At 59.8% G+C, this 21,913-nt stretch carries 20 protein-coding genes; 14 read left to right on the top strand and 6 right to left on the bottom strand.

Annotated features, from left to right (window positions below; genetic code table 11):
* Positions 1 to 35 precede the first annotated feature (35 nt).
* Positions 36 to 1,679, bottom strand: a complete 1,644-nt coding sequence (locus LJD17_RS16830) for a sugar ABC transporter ATP-binding protein (RefSeq protein WP_227385354.1) — start codon at positions 1,677 to 1,679, stop codon at positions 36 to 38.
* Between the two features lie 280 nt (positions 1,680 to 1,959).
* On the opposite strand from LJD17_RS16830, the gene LJD17_RS16835 reads away from it, so the two are divergent.
* Both LJD17_RS16835 and LJD17_RS16840 read left to right on the top strand, forming a co-directional pair.
* The gene (locus LJD17_RS16835; RefSeq protein WP_227385355.1) at positions 1,960 to 2,652 is read left to right on the top strand and encodes a FadR/GntR family transcriptional regulator; all 693 of its coding nucleotides are present in this window, start codon (positions 1,960 to 1,962) and stop codon (positions 2,650 to 2,652) included.
* 47 nt (positions 2,653 to 2,699) lie between these two features.
* Complete coding sequence (locus LJD17_RS16840; protein ID WP_227385356.1) at positions 2,700 to 3,155, top strand: RbsD/FucU family protein; 456 nt, start codon at positions 2,700 to 2,702, stop codon at positions 3,153 to 3,155.
* Positions 3,156 to 3,161: 6 nt separating this feature from the next.
* Here the strand turns inward: LJD17_RS16840 and LJD17_RS16845 are convergent, their stop codons facing one another.
* Complete coding sequence (locus tag LJD17_RS16845; RefSeq protein WP_227385357.1) at positions 3,162 to 4,241, bottom strand: ABC transporter ATP-binding protein; 1,080 nt, start codon at positions 4,239 to 4,241, stop codon at positions 3,162 to 3,164.
* A 91-nt stretch (positions 4,242 to 4,332) separates the two neighbouring features.
* Here LJD17_RS16845 and LJD17_RS16850 point away from each other — a divergent pair, with 91 nt between their 5' ends.
* From LJD17_RS16850 to LJD17_RS16885, 8 genes are all read left to right on the top strand, one after another.
* Positions 4,333 to 5,022: a GntR family transcriptional regulator gene (locus LJD17_RS16850; protein WP_227385358.1), complete on the top strand. Its 690-nt coding sequence runs from the start codon at positions 4,333 to 4,335 to the stop codon at positions 5,020 to 5,022.
* The gene (locus tag LJD17_RS16855) at positions 5,022 to 6,011 is read left to right on the top strand and encodes an alpha/beta hydrolase (protein WP_227385359.1); all 990 of its coding nucleotides are present in this window, start codon (positions 5,022 to 5,024) and stop codon (positions 6,009 to 6,011) included. The genes LJD17_RS16850 and LJD17_RS16855 overlap by 1 nt, the downstream gene beginning before the upstream one ends.
* A gap of 16 nt (positions 6,012 to 6,027) precedes the next feature.
* Positions 6,028 to 7,236 (top strand): ABC transporter substrate-binding protein, encoded by a 1,209-nt coding sequence (locus LJD17_RS16860; RefSeq protein WP_227385418.1) that lies wholly within the window; start codon positions 6,028 to 6,030, stop codon positions 7,234 to 7,236.
* 60 nt (positions 7,237 to 7,296) lie between these two features.
* Positions 7,297 to 8,217 (top strand): carbohydrate ABC transporter permease, encoded by a 921-nt coding sequence (locus LJD17_RS16865; protein WP_227385360.1) that lies wholly within the window; start codon positions 7,297 to 7,299, stop codon positions 8,215 to 8,217.
* Between the two features lie 17 nt (positions 8,218 to 8,234).
* The gene (locus LJD17_RS16870) at positions 8,235 to 9,050 is read left to right on the top strand and encodes a carbohydrate ABC transporter permease (RefSeq protein ID WP_264478456.1); all 816 of its coding nucleotides are present in this window, start codon (positions 8,235 to 8,237) and stop codon (positions 9,048 to 9,050) included.
* A 20-nt stretch (positions 9,051 to 9,070) separates the two neighbouring features.
* On the top strand, positions 9,071 to 9,952 hold the full coding sequence (locus tag LJD17_RS16875) for a sugar phosphate isomerase/epimerase family protein (protein ID WP_227385362.1): 882 nt from the start codon (positions 9,071 to 9,073) through the stop codon (positions 9,950 to 9,952).
* Positions 9,949 to 10,944, top strand: a complete 996-nt coding sequence (locus LJD17_RS16880; RefSeq protein ID WP_227385363.1) for a Gfo/Idh/MocA family protein — start codon at positions 9,949 to 9,951, stop codon at positions 10,942 to 10,944. Before LJD17_RS16875 ends, LJD17_RS16880 begins: the two co-directional genes overlap by 4 nt.
* Positions 10,945 to 11,010: 66 nt before the next feature.
* Entirely contained in the window at positions 11,011 to 11,766 is a 756-nt protein-coding gene (locus tag LJD17_RS16885) for a hypothetical protein (protein WP_227385364.1), read from the top strand.
* Between the two features lie 23 nt (positions 11,767 to 11,789).
* On the opposite strand, the gene LJD17_RS16890 is transcribed toward LJD17_RS16885, so the two are convergent.
* The 3 genes from LJD17_RS16890 to LJD17_RS16900 are packed head-to-tail and all read right to left on the bottom strand — an operon-like array spanning position 11,790 to position 16,753.
* Positions 11,790 to 14,930, bottom strand: coding sequence for an efflux RND transporter permease subunit (locus LJD17_RS16890; protein ID WP_227385365.1), 3,141 nt, complete (start codon positions 14,928 to 14,930; stop codon positions 11,790 to 11,792).
* The gene (locus tag LJD17_RS16895; protein ID WP_227385366.1) at positions 14,931 to 16,112 is read right to left on the bottom strand and encodes an efflux RND transporter periplasmic adaptor subunit; all 1,182 of its coding nucleotides are present in this window, start codon (positions 16,110 to 16,112) and stop codon (positions 14,931 to 14,933) included.
* On the bottom strand, positions 16,109 to 16,753 hold the full coding sequence (locus tag LJD17_RS16900) for a TetR/AcrR family transcriptional regulator (protein ID WP_227385367.1): 645 nt from the start codon (positions 16,751 to 16,753) through the stop codon (positions 16,109 to 16,111). The genes LJD17_RS16895 and LJD17_RS16900 overlap by 4 nt, the downstream gene beginning before the upstream one ends.
* A 202-nt stretch (positions 16,754 to 16,955) precedes the next feature.
* Here LJD17_RS16900 and LJD17_RS16905 point away from each other — a divergent pair, with 202 nt between their 5' ends.
* Entirely contained in the window at positions 16,956 to 17,180 is a 225-nt protein-coding gene (locus tag LJD17_RS16905; protein ID WP_227385368.1) for a hypothetical protein, read from the top strand.
* A 200-nt stretch (positions 17,181 to 17,380) separates the two neighbouring features.
* On the opposite strand, the gene LJD17_RS16910 is transcribed toward LJD17_RS16905, so the two are convergent.
* Positions 17,381 to 18,055, bottom strand: coding sequence for a helix-turn-helix transcriptional regulator (locus tag LJD17_RS16910; RefSeq protein WP_227385369.1), 675 nt, complete (start codon positions 18,053 to 18,055; stop codon positions 17,381 to 17,383).
* A 100-nt stretch (positions 18,056 to 18,155) separates the two neighbouring features.
* On the opposite strand from LJD17_RS16910, the gene LJD17_RS16915 reads away from it, so the two are divergent.
* From LJD17_RS16915 to LJD17_RS16925, 3 genes are all read left to right on the top strand, one after another.
* Positions 18,156 to 19,559: an MFS transporter gene (locus tag LJD17_RS16915; protein ID WP_227385370.1), complete on the top strand. Its 1,404-nt coding sequence runs from the start codon at positions 18,156 to 18,158 to the stop codon at positions 19,557 to 19,559.
* A 453-nt stretch (positions 19,560 to 20,012) separates the two neighbouring features.
* On the top strand, positions 20,013 to 20,873 hold the full coding sequence (locus tag LJD17_RS16920) for an urea carboxylase-associated family protein (RefSeq protein ID WP_227385371.1): 861 nt from the start codon (positions 20,013 to 20,015) through the stop codon (positions 20,871 to 20,873).
* A 199-nt stretch (positions 20,874 to 21,072) separates the two neighbouring features.
* Complete coding sequence (locus LJD17_RS16925) at positions 21,073 to 21,879, top strand: GAF domain-containing protein (protein WP_227385372.1); 807 nt, start codon at positions 21,073 to 21,075, stop codon at positions 21,877 to 21,879.
* The last annotated feature ends 34 nt before the right edge of the window (positions 21,880 to 21,913 follow it).

The raw sequence follows: 21,913 nt of genomic DNA on the forward strand, positions 1-21,913 counted from the left end.
TCTGAGTTTCGCTCGTGAGACTCGTCATGGGGCCCTCAGCTTCTGGTCCCGGCATAGCCGGAGGCGTAGTGCATGATTTCTTCCTGGTTGGTGTCCCGCGTATTCAGGGTCGCGGTCAGCTTCCCTTCGTGGAAAACCGCCACTCGATCGGTGACACCAAGAATTTCCGGAAGTTCCGAGCTGATCAGAACGACCCCGATCCCTTGTGCTGCGAGCTCGTCCATCATCTTGTAGATCGCGAACTTCGCGCCGACATCGATACCTCGCGTGGGTTCGTCGAAAAACAGGATCCGCGAGTCCCGGAAGAGCCACTTTCCAATGACGATCTTCTGCTGGTTGCCTCCCGAGAGAAGGCGCACGACCTGATGGATCGAGGGAGTGCGAATGTTCAAAAGGTCGACATACCGCTGCGTGGTGCCGGTTTCTCTCTGGAAGTCGATGACGCCGAAACGATCGGCCACGCCCGCCATATTGGCCAGTGTGAGATTTTGTGCGACCGACATCTTGACCGCCAGGCCTTGACCCTTGCGGTCTTCGGACAGATAGGCAATTCCGGCTGCGATGGCGTCGCGGGGAGACCGAATTTCCAGGGGCTTCCCGTGCAAGGCGATCTGTCCGGCGTCGAGCGGATCTGCCCCGAAGATGGCTCGGGCGACCTCGGTGCGTCCGGCACCCATGAGACCGGCAAAGCCAAGAATTTCTCCCCGGCGCAGAGAAAAGGAAATATCGTGAAAGGCGCCTCTTCGGGTCAGGCCCTCGACCGCCAGCAGCACGTCGTCGGTAGGGGTGGACGTACGCTCCGGAAACTTGTCTTCCAGGGGGCGTCCGACCATGCGAGACACGATATCGTCCACAGTGACGGCGGAGAACGCATCCGTCGACACGTGGCGTCCGTCACGCAGGATCGTCACGCGATCGACGATCTCGGCCATTTCATCCAAACGGTGCGAGATATAGACGATGCCGACGCCCGATTGTTTCAAATCCCGAATGACGTCGAACAACAAGGTTGTTTCCGCCTCCGTCAGGGATGAGGTCGGTTCATCCATGATGAGGACTTCCGCCTCGAGGGATAGGGCTTTGGCGATTTCCACCATCTGGCATTGAGCGACGGAGAGAGCCCGAACCGGAGTGTCGGGATCGATATCGACTCCCAGTCGCTCGAGGCAGTGGCGAGCGTCCGCGCGGAGCTTGGCCTTGTCGATGAAGATACCGTGCGTCGGTTCGCGGGCGAGGTAGATATTTTCCGCCACCGTCAGGTGCGGCACCAGGTTCAGCTCCTGGTGGATCATCGCGATCCCGACAGTCTCCGCATCGAGCGAAGAGCCAAAATGGTGCTCGCGTCCTTTGAAACTGATCGTTCCGGCATCCGGCTGGTAAACGCCACTGATGATCTTCATCAGGGTCGATTTTCCCGCGCCGTTCTCTCCGCAGACAGCGTGAACTTCGCCTCGTTTGAGATCGAAAGGTACTTGGCTGAGCGCGCGGACGCCCGGAAACTCCTTGGTGATCGCTTCCAGCCGAAGGATGATCTCGTCGGACGTCTTTGTATCGAAAGTGGGGCGATCAGGGTTGGACGCGCCATGGCCCCGCTTCGAGCGTAGCGCACCTTGAGCATGCCTCCGCTCGCGGGGCGGCAGATCAAGCCGATCAGCAAGATTGGCCAGGAAGCCTCGCATCTTTCCTCCTCCGGTGCCTCAAAGGGCTTTTTGCCTCGTTCTTTGCGAGACTTTGCCGAGCCTGATTTGGGCGGCCCGATATGGCAAAGGCATAGGACCTTCTCGAAAATTGGTCAAGCCAGTTGGCCAAATTTCGGATATTGGTCTGACAGGAATAGGTTTTTGCGAGAAAATTCATCTGGTGCTTGGAAGCCTGCACCATGAACTGAAGTTGCTTCCTGCTATGGGCGCAGATATGGTCTTACCAATTCAGTCGGTAGAGGGTGAGGCGGGTCGAGCAATGTCGAGCCAGATCAGACAAGTTGAGCCGCGGCGCCTTTATCAGCAGATCGCCGACCAGATTCGCGCGCTCATTCAGAGTGGGCAGTTCCCGCCATCGACCCGCCTTCCGGCCGAGCGCGAGCTTGCGCAGCAGCTCGGAGTTTCCCGTCCGTCTTTGAGAGAAGCGCTGATCGCGCTCGAGATCGACGGCAGCGTAGAGATCAGATCGGGCTCTGGAGTATATGTCTGTGCGCCGGAGGAGCGGCCTGCAAATATGACACGCTCGATGGGTGAGAGCCCAACGGAGCTCATGCAGGCGCGCGCAGCGATCGAGGGGACTGTCGTAGCACTTGCTTGCGCGCGCGTGACCGAGGAGGGGCTTGCGTCGCTGCGTGAAACGCTGACGATCATGCGCTCCAAGATCGCCAAGGGACGCGATCCTTTGGAGCAGGATCGCAAGTTTCATCTCACCATTGCGTCTCTTTCCGGCAATTCGGTGCTCATGAGAATCGTCCGCGACCTATTCGATGAGCGACATAGCCCCATTTCCGCTCAACTCAGCGTTCGCTTCGACAATAAGGAGACATGGACCTGCGCTCTCCGGGAGCACGAGGCGATCTACGCAGCTCTCGAAACGTCGGATCCATTGCTTGCACAGGCTGCGATGCGTACACATCTGCACGCATCCATGGAGCGGTGGGTCGGCGGATAAGGACTCTTTTTCCATTACTCGACAGGCAATCTTCTAAAGGAAAGACCATGCTCAAGGCGCTCGACCCTGTTCTTTCTCCTGATCTGCTCTGGGTCCTGGCCTCGATGGGGCATGGTGACGACTTGGCGTTGGTCGATGCGAACCACCCGTCCGAGACGATTGCGAAGGCCACAACCTCGGGGAGGCTTATCCTGCTTCCCGGCCTCAGCATGGCACGGGTGGCGCGGGCAATCCTGAGTGTCCTGCCCCTCGATACCTATGTGCCCGATCCTGTCCGGCGGATGAGAGTGGTGGAAGACGCCGATGCTTTTCCGGAGATTCAGCGTGAGGTTCAGGCGGAAATCGACAAATCGGCGGGAAAAGCCATTCCTCTGATCGGTATCGACCGTTTTCCGTTCTATGATGCTGCCCGCGCGGCTTTCGCGGTTGTTCAGGTGGGAGATCCGCGGCCTTACGGGTGTTTCTTGTTCCGCAAGGGTGTGATCGCGGGCGAGGCTCCCTAGAACTGCTCAGTTCAGCCGCCGGCCATCCTGCGCAAAAACGTGGACCGCATCGATTTGTCCTTTGACCGACAAGGCCGTTCCTGGGGACACGTCGCTGGTTCGCGGAAGCTCGACGGTCAGGAGTCGGTCGCTGCCGATATCGAGATAAGCGAATGTCTGTCCACCCAATCGTTCGACGACCGAGGTTTCTCCCGTAAACCAAGCATTGCTTGCATCGCAGATGCTCATGTCTTCCGGACGAATGCCAATGGACACCGAAGAGCCGACGTCAGCGCTTCCCGAATTGATGGGTATCTCGATGGTGCACAGCTGCAGATCGGCTGCGAGCATGCCCGATGTTGCGGCTTTAACTGGCACGCTGATCACATTCATTGTCGGGCTGCCGATGAATCGCGCGACAAACAGGGTGTCGGGTCTATGGTAGAGGTCTAGGGGGCGCCCGATCTGTTCGACCTTGCCGGAATTCATAACGACGATGCGATCCGCCAGTGTCATGGCCTCGACCTGATCGTGGGTGACATAGACCGTGGTTGCGCGCATGCGCCGATGGAGCTTTGCCATCTCCAGTCGCATTTCCACACGCAGGGCGGCATCAAGGTTGGAGAGCGGCTCGTCGAAAAGAAATGCCTTGGGTTCCCGGACGATAGCTCGCCCCATGGCAACGCGCTGACGCTGCCCTCCCGACAATTGACCCGGCAAGCGGCCGAGCAGGGGAGCAATCCTGAGAGTATCGGCGGCCTGCGTGACGCGGTCCTGGATATCGGCGGGCGGTGCATTGCGCATCTTAAGGCCGAAGGCGATGTTCTCGGCCACGCTCATATGCGGGTAGAGCGCGTAGTCCTGAAAGACCATGGCGATGTTTCGTTCGGCGGGCGGAAGGGCCGTGACAGTGGCGCCTCCGATCTGCAGGGTTCCTGAGGAGATGTCCTCAAGGCCGGCGATCATTCGCAGCAGAGTCGACTTTCCGCACCCTGAAGGGCCGACCAGGACCACGAATTCCCCATCCTCGATGGTCAGGTCGACTCCATGAACAACCTCAAGGTTTCCATAGCTTTTTCGAAGTTGGTCAAGCTTGATCTGCGCCATGAACATTTCCACCCAGAGCAGCCATTCGGCCATTGATTATCAATAATGATAATGATAATACCGGATTTGCGCAACAGCGGATTAGCCATCGATGCCTGAGATGGATTTGCAGCGGCCACGACGCGATTTTGCTCTTCGTCCGGCACGCTCCGGCGAAGTGTTCGAGGCTCTGAAGAGAGACATCATGCTGGGAGAGCTCTCGGCCGGCGAGCCTCTCATCGAGCTCGACCTGGCCGGTCGTTTCGGCTGCAGCCAGGGTCCGGTACGCGAAGCTCTCCTGCAGCTTCAGGAGGAGGGGCTGGTCATCCGCAAGGGGCATCGCGGCACCCGCGTCTCCGAATGCACGGTCGACGAGGCCGTCGAGATGTTCCGCCTTCGCCAATCCATTGAATGTCGCAGCGTCGCTCGAGTGCTTCAGAACCCCAGCAAAACGCTTGTCTCGGACCTCAGGCAACTTGTCGAAGCCATGGAAGATTCTGCCAGGAAGCGGGACGAGTATCGCCTCGCGGAGTTCGATCGCGACTTCCACCGTCGGCTTCTGCGCGACGCCAATCTCCCGGCCCTCGAGCCGATCCTGCACCGATGCCTGGTGCATAATCACCGTTTCAAAATTTCTCAGTCCGATGAAACGCGTGACCTGGTGGCGACCGCCCGGCGTCATATCGCGATTATCGACGCCATCGATAAAAATGATGCAGCCGCCGCCTCTCAGGCCCTGGCCCATCATATCGCGACCATCGTGGATCTTGGTCCGAAAGTCTTTTCCATAGGGGATCAGTGATGCAGGACCGGACCAAGCTGTTCAGCGGCGCCCTGACGCCTGAAATGGCGGCCCTCATGGCGCAGGTTGAGCGGGAAAGCGGCCCGCAACCTGATCCAACTCTGCTCTCTGCTGCGGAAGGGCGCGCCCTTTCGGCCAAGAACAATCTCCGGTGGAACGTGGAACTGCCGGAAATGGCGGACGTGCGCGAATGCGTCGTGCCTGCAGATCCTGATCTGGGTTCTGGATCCTGCCGCGTCCGTGTGCTTATCCCGGAGGGGCGGCTTCCGGGCGCGCTTTTGTATGTTCATGGCGGCGGGTTTGCATTTTGCAGTCCTGATACACATGAGCGATGCGCGCGTGTTCTCGCAATCGAGTCCGGACTGCCGGTTCTTTTGCCGGACTATCGGCTCGCACCTGAACATCCCTTTCCCGCAGGCTTGATGGATACGGTGGCCTGTGTCCGGGCACTTGAGGCAAATCCAGAAGCGTTCGGCCTTGATCGAGGTCCTTTGCTCGTTTCAGGTGACTCGGCCGGGGCCAACCTCGCCCTGGCTGCCATCGTGCACGAGCATCGCGCCGGACGGGTTCTGCCGCAGGGTGCGCTCCTGGCTTATGGGGTGTTCTCGGCTGATCACGATACGCCATCCCATCGGCAGTTCGCAGACGGGCCCGGACTGACGACGGGCAAGATGCGGCGGTATTGGGATTGGTATGTACCGGATGAAAACGGCCGGAACGATCCCCTCGCGGCGCCGCTTCAGGCGTCGGACGCCGAGTTGGCCGCTTTGCCGCCTCTTTGGCTCATGGCGGCCGGCATTGATCCGCTTTTGTCGGACACCTTGAATCTTGCGCGACGCCTTGAAGGACTTGGGCGAAAAGACCCGGTCGCGATCGTTCCGGGAGTCGTGCATGGTTTTCTGCAAATGAGTGTGGCGCTTGAGGCGGCACGTTTAGCATTGGCCGAGGCAGGGGCCGCGGCCCGAAAGTTGGCACAGACCAACATTTGAAAGCAGAGGAAACATGATGAAGCGTCTTGCAAGAAAACTTCTAGCCGTCTGCAGCGTGGCGGCCGGCTTGGCCTTTGCTGCTGGAGCACAGGCCGAGACAGTGAAATTCTGGTATCACTTCGACAACCCGGACAATCCGATGTCGAAACTGGTCGAGAAGTTCGAGGCCAAGAATCCAGGGATCAAGATCGAGGCCGAGAATATTCCCTGGAACAGCTATTACGACAATCTTTACACATCGATCGTCGGCGGCAATGCTCCCGACGCCGCCATGGTAAAGTTGTTTGCGCAACCGCGTCTTGTGGAAATGGGGGCACTTGAGCCCATCAAGCAGCGTATCGATGCGTGGCCTGGCAAAGCGGATCTTCTCGACAATCTTCTGGAACTCAACAAAGGTCCCGACGGGCAGCAGTATTACCTGCCCGTCCAATACGTCGTTCTCTATCTTTACTACAGGACCGACCTGTTCAAGGCGGCGGGCCTTGAGCCGCCGAAGACCTGCGACGATTTCCTCGCAGCCGCAAAAGCTCTCACGAAGGCTCCCGACATATACGGCTTCGGGTTCCGAGGAGGAAAGGGCGGCTGGGATCAGTGGGGTACGTTCGTTCTGTCCGGCGGAGCCAAATTCGAAAAAGGCGGGCTCACGACACCCCAGGCGATCAAGGCCAATCAATGGTTGATCGATCTCTACAGGGTTCACAAGGTATTCCCTCCGTCCGCTCCGAATGACGGCTTTCAGGAAATCCTTGGGGCCTTCAAGGGTGGCAAGACGGCCATGACCATTCACCACATCGGTTCGTCCGCTGATATCGTGAAGGCACTCGGTGACAAGGTATCGGCCGCCCCTGTTCCTCGCTGCGGCGAGCGCGCCTGGACATCCTACGGCGACGAGTCTCTGGCGATCTTCTCGTCATCGAATGCCAAGGATGCGGCCTGGAAGTGGATCTCCTTCCTGGCGGAGGGCGAAAACAACGTGTTGTTCAACCAGGCAACGGGCCAGCTGACCGTCACGAAGAGCGGATCCAAGGACTGGAAGCTGCACGAGCAGCGCTTCGTCGACGCGACTGTCGCATCGCTCCCGTTCGCTGCCGTTCTCCCTCAGACGTCCGCGACGGCGGACTTCGTCAACACGGTCTGGCCGACGTCCATGCAACGTGCCTTGACCGGGCAGATTACGGCCGAGCAGATGATGAAGGAAATCGAGACGCTTCTGGCGTCCCAATGATCGATCAGGCTGCGCCCTCAAGGGCGCAGCCGCTCCATCCTCGCAGAAGATTTTGATCTGATGGCTCTCTCTGTTGCCCTGCCCAAAGAAGCCGTTCCGGCTCGTCCGTGGCGTACACGGTTACTTCCCTATGGCTTGCTCACGCCTGCGGTAATCGTGACGGTGATCATCGTGTTTCTCCCGATGATCGAAGCCGTGGTGACGAGTCTCTACGAGTTCATGCTGTTCAGGCCGAACGCGGCCCGGTTCGTCGGCCTCGGGAATTACGTAAAACTGGTTCAGGATCCCGTTTTCTGGATCACATTGGGGCATACCGCGATCTGGATCGGCTTGACGGTTCCCCTACAGATGGGCCTCGGCCTGATCGCGGCGCTCATCCTGAATCGGGAGTTTCCATGGCGAGGACTGGCAAGAGCCCTCGTGATTATTCCATGGGCGCTTCCGAGCGTTGTGATCGCTCTCATGTGGCGCTGGATCTACGATGCCAACACAGGTGTGCTGAACGAGATTCTGCTTCGTCTCGCGATCGTTCAGTCGGCGGTGCCGTGGCTGGCGGATCCCGATACAGCCCTCTACGCGGTGATTGCCACTCTGACCTGGCAAGGCTTTCCGTTCTTCGCAGTGATGATCCTCGCAGGTTTGCAAGGAATTCCGCGAAGCCGCTATGAGGCCGCGGCGATCGATGGCGCAAGCGCCTGGAGACAGTTCCGTCACGTGACATTTCCGGGAATTGCCGGTGTTCTGGCAACGGCTGGGCTTCTCCGCATCATCTGGGTCGCCAACTCGATCGACGTCATCTTCGTCATGACCGGGGGCGGGCCCGGATACGCGACCCAGACACTGCCTCTGTATGCCTTCGTCAAGGCGCGTCAAAACCTTGATTTCGGCTATGGGACTACAATCGCGGTCATGTTCACATTGCTCCTCGGCATCGTTGTCGCATTCTACATCGCCCGGACCTCGCGGGAGGTGGAACGGTGACCCAGAAGCCCAAATTAATGCGGAGAATTCTTACTGTCGATCTGCCGGCTCTGGGGATCGTCCTGCTCGCGATTGGCCCTTTCGTGTGGATGCTGATGACGTCAGTAACGCCACAGGCAAGGCTCGCTGCCTTGGGAGTTGCCGTGACGCCTGTCGACTGGTCGTTTGAAAATTACATTCGACTGGTGTCTCGGACATCATTTCTCGGAAACATGTGGCACAGCCTTGTCGTCGCTGCAGGAACGATGGTTCTGGGGCTCATTGTTTCGGTGACAGCGGCTTACGCCTTTTCCCGATTCCGGTTTCCTGGCCGGCGGCTTTTGATGCTGCAATTCCTCCTCGTGAACATGTTTCCCGTCGTGCTGCTGATCCTGCCGCTCTTCGTGATGATGCGGCGCTTGGGATTGCTTGACACGCATGCGGCGCTCATCATCGCCAATGCGACGGTCGCCATCCCGTTCTCGGTCTGGATGTTGACGAGCTATATCAACGCCATTCCGAGGAGCTTGGACGAGGCGGCAATGACGGACGGGTGCACTCGTCTGCAAGCTCTCCGGCGCGTGATCCTGCCGCTTGCCATGCCAGGTATCGTGTCGACCGGGATCTATATCTTCATCACCGCTTGGAACGAGTATCTCTACGCCCTGACGCTTGGCGGGCGTAATGTTCGCACGGTGACAGTCGCCATTCAGACCTTGATCGGGGAATACCAGATCGAGTGGGGACTTCTGTCCGCCGGGGGAGTGGTGGGGGCGTTGCCCGCAACAATTCTCTTTCTCATTGCGCAGCGCCGTCTCATCGGGGGGCTGACACAAGGCGCCGTCAAAGGCTGATCTTGCAACCAGGGGCAATCATGAATCCTGTCGGACTCATTTCCATGCAATACGCGCGGCCGTTTACAGCCGAGCATTTTCGACTTTTCAGGCAGATGAAGTCACTCGGCTTCGATTTCGTCGAGCTTCTTGTGCCGGAGCCTGGAGAAATTGATCTTAACGGAGCTCGTCATGCTCTTGACGACGCCGGCCTTGATGTCGTTCTTGCGGCTCGCGTCAATCTCCAGCGCAACTTGTCCAGCGATGATGCGCAAGCGCATCAGGCGGGCATCGACTATCTTCGCTATGCGGTCGATTGCGCGATTGCTCTTGGGGCCAAGATCGTCGGTGGTCCTTTGACCGGAAACCCGCTTGTCTTTGCAGGTCGTCCCCCCGCACCTGTCGAAGAGGGGGAGCGGCTGGCGCGTCAGGAACGATGTGTCTCGGGTCTTCAGAAAGCAGGGGCGCATGCGAACGAGACCGGCGTCAGGCTTGCGGTCGAGCCGCTCAATCGTTTCGAGAGCGACGTTCTCTGTACGACTGCACAAGCCATCGAGTTGCTGGATGCTGTTGATCATCCATCTGTCGGGCTCATGCTCGATACCTTTCATATGAATATGGAAGAGGCGTCGATCCCGGAGGCGATACGGCTCGCCGGTGACCGGACGATCCACTTCCAGGCCAACGAAAACCATCGCGGTTTCCTCGGCACCGGTGCGATCGATTGGGTCGAGGTTTGCCGCGCCCTTCATGATGTGGGTTATCGGGGGCCGATCTCACTCGAGCCTTTCAGGCGCAACGACGATCGGTTTGGCGTGCCGTTCGCCCAATGGCGCCCGCCTCATGAAGATGAGAGCGAGCGCCTTGCCGCGAGCGTCTCATTCCTCAATTCACACCTGACTTTGACGAGATATCGGCGATGACCCTTAAAATCGGCTGGATCGGCTGCGGCACCCATGCAACGCAGATGTTGCTCCCGCAGCTCCTACGGCACGACGTAGCCATAGAAGCGTTGTGCGATGTCGACGGCGCCCGCTTGGCTCAGGCGGGCCGGCAGTTCGGCGTTGGTAAGTTGACGTCCGATGCGAAGGAGCTCATCGGAACCAAGGGTATCGACGCAGTCAGCATGGCCGTCGGACCCGATCAGCACCTGATGTTCGGCAAGGCCGCGCTGGATAGAGGACTTGCCGTTTTCATGGAAAAGCCTCCTGCCGCAACGGCGGAAGGGGCCCGGGAGCTTCTCAAGGCATCGGAGCGAACCAAGAAGCCTTTGGTTCTGGGCTTCATGAAGCGCTATTCCATCGGCAACAGGATTGCCCACAACGTCGTGGCATCGGGACGTTTCGGGCGCGTTCTCGGATTGACCGGTTACTACATGACCGCTCCGACCTATTTTGCCGGAAATGTCGATTATACCGGATTCTTCCTTCACCACTGCGTGCACTATATGGATCTGGTTTCGTATCTCGTCTCTCCCGTCCGTTCCATAAACGCGCGAAAGGTCGAGGCATCTCCGGGCCGAATCCTCTTTCACGTCGGGTTCGACTTCGAATGCGGGGCAATCGGCACGATCGCCATGGGCACGATCCAGTCGCGCGGAACACCCGTGGAGCGCATCGAGCTGATGGGTGATCATCAGAGACTTGAGGTCGAGGACGTGATCGAGGTTCGTTGGAATCGAAACCCGCCGTTCAAGACGGATAATCTTGGTGCTTCCCTGGACGACGATGTCGACACGCTCACCTGGAAGCCGAACTTCACGGCGGCGGCGAACGAAGACCATAAGGGGTATCATGCACTGCTGGGCGATGGGCTGAAGCTTTTCCGAGGCGAGGCGTCTTCCGCTCCGACGATCAAAGACGGCGTTGTTGCCATGGAGCGCCTGGAGAAGCTTAGGCAATTGTTAAATCTCTAGAGCGAAGTTGGCTCGAGCGAGGTTCTCGCCATCCGAGTGATGTTCTGCAGGCGGTGAGAACCCATCATGTCGACTTGGCGGCAGGAGAGAAACAGCAAGGCCCTGGCAAGGCTGGAACGCCGTCTTTCCGGGTCGTTTCCTGCGTGTGTCCTGGCTCATGCATATCGGCAGCCTCTCATCCCTCCAACTCAGCGCAAGGCTGTCGAGTCGTATTGGAGACATCGGCCCCTTCTGGCCGACAGGCTTGCTCGGGCTCTTGCGGCCAAAAGCGGGACGCCGGAAGGTTGGCAGTGGCACCTCGGGGAGGAGAAGGCCAACGGCAGCCCCCTGTCATTTCGAAGCCCACCGGCGCCTTTTCGCCAGCCGGCTTTCGCCCTCGGCCCCGGCCATTGCTGCGTCTGCGGGCAACCGGTCTTTCGTTTGGGGTGGCATCGTGACCTGTGGGGGGACGGCAAGCCCAACAAAAATGCGAGCTGGCACTCGGCCTGTGTGATCGCTTGGCAATTGTGGAACGCACCGAGCGATCATATCAAAGTGCTCAAGAAGCGACAGGACCGGAAGTGTTTGCTGACCGGGCGCCGCCTGCTCAGGAATGCCGAGGTGGACCATCGCGTGCCTTTGTTCGCGGTCTGGTCGGAGCATCGCTTTCGCGCGTGGCCTGAACTGCTCGGTTTCTGGGGCGCTCCCAATCTTCAGGTCATCAATAAGACAGCTCATCAGGAGAAGTCGTCCGAAGAGGCCGGAAGACGGGCAAGGCAACGCCTGGCCCCGTCCCCAAGTGCATCTCGGATCATCACCGCGCTGCTGAGCGCCGACAGTTGACCACCGGCTCGTGCCGCTTGTTTCTATTCCGCCGCTAGTTTGGAAGGCCGGTCATGATGGTGCGGAGCTTTCATTGACCGAGGTTCAAGGTCGCCGCTCTCCGCAGGCTCGTCGCGGGGGCCGACGAAGCGACCGAATATCCTGCCCAGCAGGCGCGAAAGATCGTCCATCAGAATGAAGAAGGCAGGCACGAAGACCAGCGAGAGCATGGTCGAAACGATGAGGCCGCCAATGACCGCGATCGCCATCGGAGCGCGGAACTCGCCTCCAGCCCCCAGAGCCATAGCACTCGGAACCATGCCGGCCGCCATGGCGATGGTGGTCATCACGATGGGGCGCGCCCGTTTGCGCCCGGCATCGACGATGGCTGTGGTACGGTCAATTCCTTTCGCGACCTCTTCAATAGCGAAGTCGACAAGCATGATGGCGTTCTTGGTGACGATCCCCATCAGCATCAGGAAGCCGATGACCACCGGGAGACTGATCGCTTTCTGAGCAAGCACGAGAGCCAGGATCGCGCCGCCGATCGAGAGGGGCAGGGACAGCAGAATCGTGAATGGCTGAAGGAAGTTGGCGAAGAGCAGAATGAGAACGCCAAGAACCATCATGATACCGGCGCCCATCGCCTTTCCGAACGACGTGAAAACCTCCGTCATGACCTCGGCGTCGCCGGTCTGCTTGATCGAGACGCTTGGGGGCAAGTTCTTGGCTGTGGGTAGGTTATAGATCGCCTCCAGAACCTCTCCGAGAGCATCCGTTCCCCGCATATCTGCTTCGAGGGCCACGCGAAGGGATCGATCATAGCGATCAATCGATGTGGGACCCTGACCGAACGTGATATCCGCGACTGAGGAGAGTGGGACTGCGGCGCCACCTTTCGCAGGCACCTTCAAGACGTCGATTAGGTCACGCCGGCCACGGACGTTGTCGGGCAGCTGCACACGGATGGGAATCTGCCGATCCCCGGCATTGAACTTGGCAAGGTTGGCGCTCACGTCGCCGATCGTGGCGACGCGAACGGTTTCCGCCAACGCGTCCGTCGATACGCCCAGATCAGCGGCAAGCTCGGGTTTCGGGCTGATGCGGATCTCGGGCCGGTTCAGGGGAGCTGTCGAGACCGGGTTTTCCACGGTCGGAATCGTCGCCATTTCCCGTTGAAGCTTCGCGGCGGTTTCAACGACGACGTCCTGGTCCGGACCGGCGACGATCAGCTGCAGGGCCCGTTGGCCTCCGTCGTTGAGAAGGAAGAAGCGAATATCCGGGATGTTGCGGAATTCGTCGACGACCTGTCGCTCCAGTTGCCGCTGCCGCAGATCACGTTTGTCCTTCGGTACGAGGTTGACGGTGAAGGTCGCGAGGCGCACCTCCTTTTTTCCAGGAAGCTGCACGCCCCCATTCACGAAGACCGATTTCACCTCCGGCAGGGCGCGCAGTCGCTCGACCATCGTGTCCGTCAGCTTTTCCGTGTCGGCCAGCAACGATCCGGGTGGCAGTTCGGCCACGAAAAGGGAACGGGAAATATCCTCCTCCGGTAGAAACGCGGACGGGAGAAGGTTCGTCGACCAGATGGAGGCCGCAAAGAACCCGATTCCCAAGGTGAATGTCAGGTACTTATGACGCACCGACCAGCGTACCAGCCTCGTATAGGATCGCATGATGATCCCATCATGCTCCTCGACCGGTTTATGCGGTCGCATGAAGTAGGCCGCTAGCATCGGCGTGATCAGCCGCGCAACCAGCAAGGAGATCAGCACGGCTGCCGCGACCGTCAGGCCGAACTGTTTGAAGTACTGACCGGCAATGCCGCCCATAAAGCTGACCGGGGCGAAGACCGCCACGATGGTGAAGGTGATGGCGATCACCGCAAGCCCGATTTCGTCGGCCGCTTCGAGCGCAGCGCGATAGGGTGACTTGCCCATATGCATGTGTCGGACGATGTTCTCGATTTCCACGATAGCATCGTCGACGAGGATGCCCGTCACGAGGGTGAGGGCCAGGAGGCTCACCAGGTTGAGGGAGAAGCCCATGGTGCTCATGACCCAGAAGGTGGGCAGCACCGACAGGGGGAGAGCCAAGGACGCGATCAAAGTCGCGCGCCAGTCCCTCAAGAAGATCAGTACGACGATGACGGCCAGCACAGCGCCTTCAATGAGCGTCTGCATGGCCGAGTGATAATTGCCGACCGTATATTCAACCGTGTCGTCAATCAGATCGAAGCGCACATGCGGATGTGCCTTGCGCAGCTCTTCGATCTTGGCCGAAACGGCTTGGCCGACCACCGCATCGCTCGCGCCCGTGGCTCGTGTGACCGCAAATGCAACGACAGGTTTCCCATTGAAACGCGCAAAGGTCCGCGGTTCCGCGGCGGTGTCGCTGACAGTTGCCAGCTCATCGAGCCTGACCCGCCGATTGCCCGGGAGAGTAATGCTGGTTGCAGCGAGGTCCTCGAGCTTTTCGGCCGCGCCAAGCGTCCGGACAGACTGCTCCTGTCCGCCGACTTCTCCCCGTCCACCTGTCAAGTCGACGCTCGTGACCCGCAGTTGACGGTTGACATCGGCGGCGGTGATCCCGAGGGCGAGCAGCCGGTCGAGCTTCAATTCGATGCGGATTTCCCGATCGACGCCGCCGACGCGTTCGACCCGTCCGACACCGGTGACGCTTTGAATCTGGCGGGCCACCACGTCATCGACGAACCAGGACAGCTCCTCGGGCGTCATGGCAGGTGCCGATGCGGCGTAGGTTACGACCGGCAAACCCGCCACGTCGAGACGCTGGATGATCGGCTCGTCGATCGTTCGCGGAAGATCCGCCCGAACCTTGGCGACCGCATCCTTCACATCGTTGACGGCACGGTCGGAATTGATCTCGAGACGGAATTCGATCGTGGTTGTGGAAACGCCCTCGGCAATCGTCGAGGTGATATGTTTGACGCCGTTGACCCCTGCGACAGAGTCTTCGACACGCTTCGTAACCTGGTTCTGGAGTTCTGACGGAGCCGCACCGGCTTGCGTGATCGTCACCGTCACCAGAGGGACGTCGATATTGGGAAAGCGCGTAATCGGCAGTCCTTGGAAGCTGACGATTCCAAGGATCAGCAGGACGATGAACAGGACGATCGAAGGAATGGGCTTGCGGATCGCCCATGCGGAAACGTTGAGCTGCATTTAGCGCTTTCCCTCGGTCTGGAGGGCTCCGACAGTGACCGGCCGCACGGGATCGCCATGCTGCAGGAAGCTGCCTGCCCGCGTGACGACGATTTCCCCCGAGGCAACGCCTTCCTGGATCTGAACCTGTCCTTCGGCCGAAAGTCCGATGCGGACACGACGGGATTCCACACGATCCCCCGTGACAACCTGCACCGTTGTGCCTTTGGCATCGTAGAGAACGGCGCTGAGCGGAACGACGACGCCGGTTTCACGGGCAATCTCAACGGATCCGCGGGCGAAGGCACCGATCCGAAGGGCAGGGTCGTTCGGAAGGGAAATACGAACCCGGCCAAGGCGCGTGGCGCGGTCGACCTCCGGTGAAATGTTGCGAACCTTCCCTTCGATGGTCTTGTCAGGGCCAATGACCACCCGTGCCGCAGCTCCGTCCTTAATGCGCACCAATTGGGTTTCGGTGACCTCGCCTTCGAGTTCGATCTCGCCTTTTGCGATGATGCGGAAGAGAGGATCGCCGGCAACGCTCGCGGTCGCGCCGATCTTCGCATTTTTTCGAGCGACAATGCCGTCCTGAGGCGCCTTGATATCGGTTCGCGAAAGACGGACCTGAATTTCGCGGGCCTGCGACTCGGCTGAACGCTTCTCCGCCTCTGCTATGCGCAATCCATCATGGGCGGCCGCGAGGCGACCCTCTGCGGCCCGGGCCACCGATACGCGCTGTTCGAGCTGCACTTCCGTTGCGTTTCCGCCCCGGATCAACGTGCGGGTTCGCTCGAGGGCTTGAGCGGCTTCGACCTGAGCAGCTTCCGCTTGGACGATCTGGTTTCTTGCCTGTGCGATGGCGGCATCCGCGCGGGCGAGGGTTGCGCTGTTCTGCGAAAGCTCGGTTTCCAGCAGGTCGCGGGAAAGCCGTGCAAGAACTTGTCCTTTGGAGACTTTGTCGCCCTCGTCCGCCAGAACCTCGGTGATCCGAAGACCTTCGAGTTCCGGCGATACGAAGATCTCTTCGCGCGGGATCAAAGTGCCGGTAACCACGGCTCGCTCAACAAGCTCCTTCGTTTCCGCGCGGGTGACGGAGACGGATGGGGGCGGAGCTGCTTGGTTGTTCTGTTGCGGCTCGCCAGCCGCGAGGGCGACAGCCGGGCCGAGAAGACCAAGGCTTAAGCAGAGAACGCGGAGAATCATAGCACGGGTTCCTTGGCATCACGTTCTTCTTCGGCCCCGTTCAAGGCGATCCGCCCTGCAAAGGCAGCTTCCAGGACAGCCATCAACGTGCGGACCTCGCGCTCCGCATCGAAGCTTGGAAGGATCGCGCGGCGGACGAACAGCCCATCGGCGAGGGTTGAAACGAGAGACGTCAGCATCTCGGGATCGACGCTGGAGGCAATGGCACCCTGATCCTGCGCCTGCCGGAACAGCGCGGCCATTCGGCCGAAAATGTCGTTGTCGAACGTTTCGGAAAGGGTCGCGAAACCCTGATTGCGCGTGGCTTCTGCCCAGATCTCAAGGCACAGGATCGCCCGCTCCCGTGGCTCCTCCACAAAGTGCTTGTGGGCCAAGTGCCGGAAAATCCCGAGAAAGTCGCCGGACTGGCTGAAGGTATCGAAATCGTTCCCGATCCGCGCGCGGTCCCGCTCCGCAAGTGCGCCAACGATCGCATCCTTCGACGGGAAGTAGCGGTAAAGGTTGCCCGGACTCATTCCGGCCTCCGCCGCAACATCCTGCATGGTTGTCCTGTGGAAGCCCGAGCGCACGAAGCATCGCTCCGCCGCGTCGAGAATCCGCGTATGCCGTTCACCGGGCGAGAAGGGATCGGACTGATTCATGGGACCATATGAGAATGAACATTCATTCTCATATGATGGGATTGGCTCGTGAAGTCAACCGAACTGCCTTTAGGGGAGGGCGCGTGGGCGGGGCCGGATTGCCCAGGCTGCGGGGGGCAGGTACGCTCAGCCGTGGCTTTTGGGAACAGGCGCACTGAAGCCACGTTTCCAAGGCCGACAGGCTATTCCAGACACAGGATGGATGATGACTTCCGAAGAAATTCAGGTGCTGACCGCTGCTCGCGAAGGTCTTGTGAAGCGGCGTCTTGAGGTTGCCCGGCTGATTTCGGAGACACCGCTTCCCTCGGTCGAGATGGCCGAGGAGCTGACCAAGGTGTTGCGGGCCATCGAAGGGCTCGACCGGGCGCTGAATGAGGCCGGACATCCGTATATGAGCAAGTCCGTCGTCGAACAGGCGAAAGCGTGACCAGGTCGGCCAATGGGTTTCAAAATGGGTTTCAAGGAGCTTCTATGACCCTGCACCAGCATATTCAAAAGCACTGGAGGATAGCGGCTCTTCTCGTGGTGCTCGGGATCGTGACCTACAGCGTCTCAACCTTCTGGTGAGATGGCTCCCTTACGTAGATAAAGAGAGAGCCTCTCCTTGGGCCCGCATGCATGGTCGGCTCATGGAGCATTCGCGCCCGGAAGGGGAGCGCTGCGGCCCGCCGGCCTTTCCGCAGGGATAATCCTGTAGGCACAGCGGCGGGCGCCTTCCAGGACATGCTCGACCCGGTGAACGGAAGCGTCCGGGCCGAGCACGGTCCCAAAGACTGAAAGCTCCGACCGGCAGAACCCTTGGCACGTGGCGGCCGCCACGCAGATCGGGCAATGATTCTCGATCAGGAGAAAACTGCCGTCCGGCTCCTGAGTCCAGGCCGCCATATAGCCTTCCTCGTTGCGAATGGCGGCCAGCTCGGCGATCCGTTCGGCAAGGTCCCGCCGTTCACCGATTCTCTTGCCATAGCTATCGAGGGTCTCGCGTTCGCGGTGGGCGATCAGGCGGTCGAGGCCCTTCGGGCCAAAAAGGTCGACCACGCCTCGGAGGATTTCAGCGGTGAGGCCGGCATGATTGTCGGGAAACCGGCCATGACCCCTATCGGTTAGGAGCCAACGCCGCTTGGGACGTCCGACGCCCGTGCGCTCGTCCTCATAGCTGACCAGATGTCGTTCGCTGAGGCGATCGAGCTGCTGCCGAACCGCCACGACCGTCGTGCCGAGGCGTTGAGCAAGCGCTGCAGCCGATTGAGGACCATGAGCTTTCAGGACATGGAGCAGGCGATCCGAAGGACGGTCGTTCATGCGCACACTTTAACGGGGATGTTCAATAAAACAAGTCATGACTTTCTAAATCGACTCGCATAAAGAAATAATTCTCTTTCTTAATTGTAGCGAGGCGATCATGGATCTTGGAGCGGATTATTCGGAACCGCGTGCTCTTTCCCGAGGTCAGGCCGCCCTCGCCGTAACCTTGTGCCTGGGGGAGGGGATCTATGCTCTCAACAGCTTTCTGGTTTCCACCTCACTTCCGTCAGCCGTGATCGAACTGGGCGGCGTCGGCCTCATCAGCTGGGCCTTCACCGTCTATCTGGTCGCGGCCATCGTCGGCGGAGCGGCTGCCGGTTTCCTCAAGCAGAAGATCGGCTCGCGGGCCGTTCTCGTCATGCCGGCCATCGTGTTCCTGATCGGCACCTTGTTCGCAGGCTTTGCGCCTTCCATGGTGGTCGTCCTCGTGGGCCGGACCCTGCAGGGACTGGGGGAAGGGATCATTGCGGCGGCCTGTTATGCCTTGGTCGCGGAGTTGTTCCCTCCTCGTCTTGTGCCGAAGTTCTTTGGTCTGCTCGCGATTACATGGGCTGGATGCGCCTTCGGCGGCCCATTGCTTGCCGGGTTCGTCACCGAGACGTGGTCGTGGCGGATCGCTTTCCTGATGAACGTACCGCTCATTCTCATTTTCCTCGGGCTGGTCTTTGGGATCATTCCCGCAACACGGATGGCCCCGAAGGCCATGGCGCTTCCGATAGGGCGCCTCGTTGGGATTGCGTGCGGGATCATGCTGGTCGCCGTCGCCAGTCTGCAGGCCGAGGCTTGGCGCAGCGCGGCGCTGGTGATTGCGGCCGTGATCGTGCTGGTTGCCGTTTTCCTGTTCGACAGAAATCGCCACGAACGGCTGTTTCCGAGCGATGCGTTCCAGCTGACCTCGACCGTAGGAGCGGGACTTTGGGTAGCCCTGCTGATGCCTCTCGCACAGGCTTCCACGTCCGTTTACTTGCCGCTCGCCATCCAGCGGCTATGGGGTTATGGCCCCACGGCTGCCGGGGCGATCTCCGCCGTCATGGCTCTCTCCTGGTCGACAGCGGCGTTCCTTGTCGCTTCGGTCACGCGTTCGCCATTCCCAACTCTTCTGATCCGCGGCGGCCCGGTGCTTCTCACCCTCGGGCTAAGCGGTGCCGCGGTCGCGATCGTATGGGAGCAGGCTGCGCTTCTGGTAGCGGCGCAAATCGCCATCGGATGCGGATTTGGAGTTAACTGGGCATTCCTCAGCCAGGCTATCATGAAGGCGGCGCGACCGGGCGAGCAGGACATCGCCTCCGGTCTTGTGCCGACCACCCAGTCGGCCGGCTACGCCATTGGAGCCGCCACGGCAGGGCTGGTGGCTCAGTTCTCGGGCTTTACCGGGGACCTCGCGTCACAAGCCTTTGCTCCGGCCATGGCCATGGTCTTCACCGTTGGAGCAGTCATTGCGATGGGGGCTGTACTGGCGAGCCTGAAAGTCCGTCACGACGTGCACCTCCCGGCTCGATAGCGCCACATGAAACATCCTCTCGCGTAGTTTCCGGGCCGTTGAGCATGCAGGAGAAGCCGCAACGGTCACCGTCGCATCTTTCCCGAAATCGTTAGCAGATATGAGTTCCGGGCTCTCGCTTTCGCTCGCCCGGGAATGACAGAAGCGCCGCCACCGTCATTCCGGATTGCCGCCAGGCAAGTCCGGAACCCATAACCTCAATCGATGGAGAACAAGGGGCTACGGCAGCCGTTGCACCCTGTTCGGTCTGTGCCGACAAGGAGATCTTTGTCAGGGACGGTTGTAAAATGATATAGCAGTAGTTGCTTCCAGCCATAAAAAGGGGTGCAACCGCTCGCTCGTGAAACCCGCCCGATTGTTACGCCGCGCGGAGCTTGTCAGGATGTCGCGCCTTCTGGCCAAGCCGACTTCGTTTTGGATAAAGTGACCGCTCATATCCCGCAGGAGACACGAATGAAGCTGGAGAAGGCCGAAACGCCGGAGCCCCGTGATGCAGAAATTCGCCGGAGCATTAAGCCCGTCATCTGCTATCCGGTCGACAGTTTGGCTCCTCCGGATCTGTCGGCCTATCGGGCTGCACGGGAAGGGTGGACGAAGATCGGCGAAACGATCGTGCCTCCTCGGGAAGCGCGATGCTTCGAAGTTCCGGCGGGCTGCTTCTTCCGGATCGTTTCCATCGAAGGTTCTCAGGTGGGCGATTTGAATCTCTGGGCGGTCGATGACCTTCGCGAACGTTTCTTTTCCGGAAAAACACGGGCGTTGCACGGCACCCATCTCTCGACGGGGGATCGGCTCTGGTCATCCTTGCCGTTTCTCCGGCCGATGGCGACCATCACGCAGGATACGCTCGATTGGTACGGCTTCGATGAATGGGGAGGGTCTGTGCACGATGTGATCGGCACGCGGTGTGATCCGTATACTCACCGTCTCCTATCAGGCCATGATTATCATCATTGCTGCCATTCGAATTTGACCCGGGCCCTTGCCGATCACGTGGGGCGCCCACGCGATGCCATCGAGCCGGCCGTCCATGACGTGCTGAATGTCTTCATGTGTACGGGATTTACCCGTGATACCGGTCAGTACTTCATGAAGGCGAGTCCCGTCAGGCCAGGGGACTTCCTCGAGTTCTTCGCCGAGATCGATCTTCTGGGCGCTTTGTCGGCCTGTCCGGGTGGTGATTGCAGCACCGAACATTCCACCGACACGGCTGTCTGTCACCCATTGTTGGTTGAGATCTACCGGCCTCAAATGCCGCCTGAGGGTTGGGATTCGCCTCCACGCAACGCATATTCCGGGACGCACGGCGATTGAGGACAGAACGGTCACGCTTGTTGAGAGCAGACCCGGCAAGGCCGTCGCATCGTGCCTCTCGCCCGCCACGGCTCTTGCGTGCCGGCTGCGACATTGTCGATCCCATGCCTTGCTTTACAAATCGGAACAGGGCTGCTCTGAAACGGCAATCCTGTTCTTCACGAACGACGATTTTTAAGAAGTACGGCCTGTCTTTCACATGAAATTGCCTTTTCCGATAGGACCCAATGAGGAAGAACGACTGCACGTCCTCCATCGACTGAAGGTGCTCAACGGGCACCTGCCGGCGGGACTTGATCGGATCTGTTCAGTTGCCGAGGATCTGTTTCGGGTGCCGGCGGTCTTCATCGTTTTTCTTGATGAAGACCGTGCTTGGGTCAAAGATCGGCAGCAGCCTGCCTTTTGGCAGGCTCCCCGAGAAATCTCGTTCTGCAACTATACGATCCTCCACGACGAAGTATTCGTCGTGCCCGATGCGAGGGCGGATACGCGGTTTGCCGAGCATCCCCTCGTCTCGGCCGATCCCTCTCTGCTCTTCTACGCGGGAGCTCCCATCACCGTTGAGCTTGGCGTACGGATTGGGTCCCTGTGCATCATCGACTATAATCCTCGCGACTTCACGCCTCGGGAGATGGGTTGGCTGAGCAGCCTTGCTCGTCTGGTGGTTGACGAGTTGTGGCTGTTTCATCTCGAGCAGACGGGAATGGCGGGATCTGTCGATGGCATTCCTGCACTGCCTCCGAATGTGGCCCACGCGGACTTCGCCGTCGCACCTGCCGTGACCGGGGCTCAGATCCGTGCCGGACGCGGAATGGTGAAATGGTCGGTTCGCGAGTTGGCCGAGGCGGCCGGGATCGCGCCCATGACCGTCAAGCGGCTGGAAGCGCAAGAGGACGCCTTGAACCTTCGGAGTCAGAGTGCGCGCGCCGTGCAGGAGGCTTTGGAGGGAGCGGGAGTGGAATTTATCTTCCAGCCTGGTGCGCGACCCGGTGTCCGACCGCGCTGAATTGTTTCGAATTTCGTTGGGTTGATGCCCATCC

The sequence above is a fragment of the Microvirga rosea genome, from assembly GCF_020595095.1.
Taxonomy (GTDB): domain Bacteria; phylum Pseudomonadota; class Alphaproteobacteria; order Rhizobiales; family Beijerinckiaceae; genus Microvirga; species Microvirga rosea.